The following is a 3485-nucleotide window of genomic DNA, read 5'->3' as shown; positions in this document are numbered from 1 at the left end:
GGTAGCCCTTTTCATCACCGATGCGCTTGATTACATCGTTGTCGAAGATGTCGTCCTTTAACTAATCCTCCAAAATAAATAACCATGAATAATATCTTCTCCCTCCTGTCCTCTGAGCAAGTCGAATCACTCCTCAGCGTTTACGACTTCGCTGCCACCTCCTTTGACCAAGTAGCCCTTTTCATCACTGATGCACTAGACTACATCGTCGTTGAAGACGTCGTGTTATAATTAAAATTTGATTACGTTTGTGAAAACAAATTCACCTAACGTTTCATTAAGCCTGCGGCCTTTCCACAACCAACGGCTTTGAGTACCGCCTCATCTGATTAGGCAATTCATTTATCCACCCACACAATTAACTACATCATGGTCGAAGACGTCGTGTTATAACTAGCTTATCACCATTCAAATAACTAGGCAAGTCCTAACTAATCGAAAAATAGTAAAATATGATCAAGAGAATCGTCAATTTAGATTGAATGTTGGGATGGGTATACTCATCATTAAATTAATCTAGGTGCTTTATTATAATTTTCCAAAGTGTTTCGTACGGAATCAGTTCTAAATCGTTTTGTTGCTCACTAATTTCAGCTTCACGCATCTTTTTTAGTGTATAAGCAGCTTTTTTTTCAGTCACTTTCCGATTAAAGCTAGCTTGAATGATATTTAGCAGTAATTTGAAAAATCCGTTATTCCGCAAATTACTGTCATCACGCAAATAGCGCGAGCAGTAGACGGACAGGGCATCCGTCCGGGCAATTACTTCATCAAATTTATTTTGCAGGATAAGAATAACTGCTTGAAGTATAAGAATTTGAATATTTGTTCCACGCTTGTTGCGAACATTAGCGGGAACATTATTCAAGAAGCTACTTAATCTAAAGCGTTTTATTTCAGGCCAATCTGGCTGAATAATCAATTCGCCAGCTAATATGAGCATCTGCACGTATGCAGTCATAATTGTCCAGAATTCCTGATGACGCTGAGTAAGTAGCTCTTTCAACCCCCGGTCCTCCACCTCCGCGAGGTGACGATATGCAAACTCGTAGTTACCCGTGAACAACCCGAGACGAATTGCATACTCGTAAATTTTTAATTCATTGATTGTGCCCTTAGGCACCCAAATTCTAGCTGCTTCAATTTGACGGAGCCCAAGTGCGAAGTTCTTTAGTTTAATGGTACAGTCAATTCGACTTAAAGCAAGCATTGAGATCGTATTTACGTTGGCCCCCTTACACTTTGTTAGAATGTCTATTCCAGTTTCCGCGCTGGCGATTGCACCAACGTAATCGCCTTTTAGCATGAGTCCAGTCAGTTCAGTCTGACTGTACATCATTTGTAAGACGGGCACCCAACTATTCCTATTTCTAATCTGGGTATCCTCCGTCGCAAACCGACTCGCCATTTCTCCAATTTCAACGGGTGAGAGTCGGTTAGCATAAAGCTCATTCCGAATTTGGCGATAATGTGCCGTTATAATGTTGAGATCCTGGCACACTTCAGCGTAGTGCTCATAAAGCGCATGGTATTTCTTAAACAGTGTCTCATTGTAAGCTACTCCTAAGTTAAGACTCGCCAAGATGTCCGTTAGTCCGAGATTTAGGGTAGGATTCTCGTAATCCTTAACGTAACGAAACGCTTGAGAGGCGACTTCCCTCGCTGAAGCATAGAGGCGTTTCGCCATGAGAATGCGGGCCACCTCCAGTTGACGGTGGCCATTTTCGTAAGCCTCATCGTAAGTACGGTAAGTCGGTCGGGTAAAATTTTCTTCCAGTACAACGGTCATCAAAAGGTTAGAGAGCCGTGTCTTCAGTGTGCGGTAGGCACCGTGTGACGTATCCTTACCCGTACCGTATATTAGGCTTACAATTTGCGGCTCCTCGTATTTACCCGAGCGGATGTATTTGTAGAGTCGGTAGGTAAGCAGGTTCTTTTCCTGACCATCCTCTCGCTCCAGGAGCTTTCGCAAAGACTGAGGTTTTGCAGCGTTAACAAGTTCAAGAATCCTTTTCATAATGGAAATGTGACACAATAATACTAAATCTGACATCAAGAGACTACTTAACCCTATAAAATACTGAGCTTAAACGCCTCCTGCATCACAAAGTAGTAAAATTACCTGGTAACAAATCAACATTTTTTGTTCAGGCTTTGCCTCCCGGGTGTCACTATCTTTGATTTATCGTAAGGAAGGGGGTATATGACTTTCTTCCCGCCGATCTAAAAATCCATACGTTTGAGTTGTTGTTTAGTATTTAGTTGGTGCCATGGCCGCCCTCCACTTTGAGTAATTCGGTGGAATACAAATGGCCATGGCACCCTTTTTTCTCTCTCAAAATAATCCTTCCCCTTAAGCGAACTTCCAAGAAATTCTAACTAGTGTTATACGGCTGTGCCGTCTGCGTCTCTCCACGTTCAAACCTTTCTACCTTAATCTTACCCGGCAACAGCACTAGCGCTGCTGCCGGGTAAGTACTTTTATGGTTAGTTGTTCCTGCACCGAGGCGTTTACATAATCACCCATTCATCTTAGTAGAGTGGCCTGAGGTTCCGTTCGTGATACGTAACAATCGGTGCGGCACAGTAGCAGAACTGATTCGCAAACAAATAATTTTCGCAGCCATTGTGATACCGCAAATGAGCTAGTGAGAGTATATTTTCCGGACTGATCACCCAATGATTGTCAGTCCGGCAATAGTGGCTCGGCGTTCCTAACTCACTATGTATTCGACCCAAACGGAATAAGGGTGGTAACTTGAGGCGGAGACTAAAATCATGACACAAAATCGCAGATTCCAATCCACAATAAGCACTTAAGCACACGCATTTACTAAATGTACCTAGCAGAAATCCATTTTAGGTATAAAAAATCTAGGCAACAAATTACTATTTTTTGTACATCTAGCCAGCCCAACGTACTGCTATCTTTGATTTATCGAAAGGAAGGGGATTAATAATGTTCCACTCCGTCGAGACAAAGATCCATACGTTTGAGTTGTTGTTTAGTATTTAGTTGGTGCCATGTCCGGCTTTCACTTTGAGTAATTCGGTGAAACACAAATAGACATGGCACCCTTTTTTCTCTCAAAAAATAAATCCGCTTTCAGACCGACTTTCAAATAATTTCATTTAGTGTTGTACGGCCGTGCCGTTTGCGTCTCTCTCTACATTTAAACCTTTCATTTCTACCCTTACCCGGCAACAGCGCTCGCGCTTTTGCCGGGTAAGTGCTTTAAAGTATCCTAATTCCCACAGATATCGCGTGGAGATTTTTACGTAATTACTGCTCCCACCTGATTTTATTTGTCGCAAATATTTAAAGTATTTTCACGTGAGTAACCCTGCATTTTGATGCATTTTGTTTCAAGTGCTATTCATCAACAAGTAATGCGAATCATGGGCTAAAACACGTAGAAGCAAGTTTTCCTAGCTTTAGGAATGCGACTTCTTAAACTCATCCAACTGTACTTCTACGTCTGCGA

2 protein-coding genes are annotated in these 3485 nt (G+C 42.0%); one reads left to right on the top strand and one right to left on the bottom strand.

The annotated features are described in order from the left end of the window. Window positions 1–84: 84 nt before the first annotated feature. The gene (locus tag GGR27_RS15760; RefSeq protein WP_168039075.1) at window positions 85–231 is read left to right on the top strand and encodes a hypothetical protein; all 147 of its coding nucleotides are present in this window, start codon (window positions 85–87) and stop codon (window positions 229–231) included. Between the two features lie 280 nt (window positions 232–511). Here GGR27_RS15760 and GGR27_RS15755 read toward each other — a convergent pair whose 3' ends face one another. Further along, a complete protein-coding gene (locus tag GGR27_RS15755) occupies window positions 512–2017 on the bottom strand; it encodes a hypothetical protein (RefSeq protein ID WP_168039073.1) in 1506 nt (501 codons plus the stop codon). Window positions 2018–3485 lie beyond the last annotated feature (1468 nt).

Source organism: Neolewinella antarctica, from assembly GCF_011927835.1.
Classification (GTDB): domain Bacteria; phylum Bacteroidota; class Bacteroidia; order Chitinophagales; family Saprospiraceae; genus Neolewinella; species Neolewinella antarctica.
This window is presented reverse-complemented; position numbering and strand designations above follow the sequence as displayed.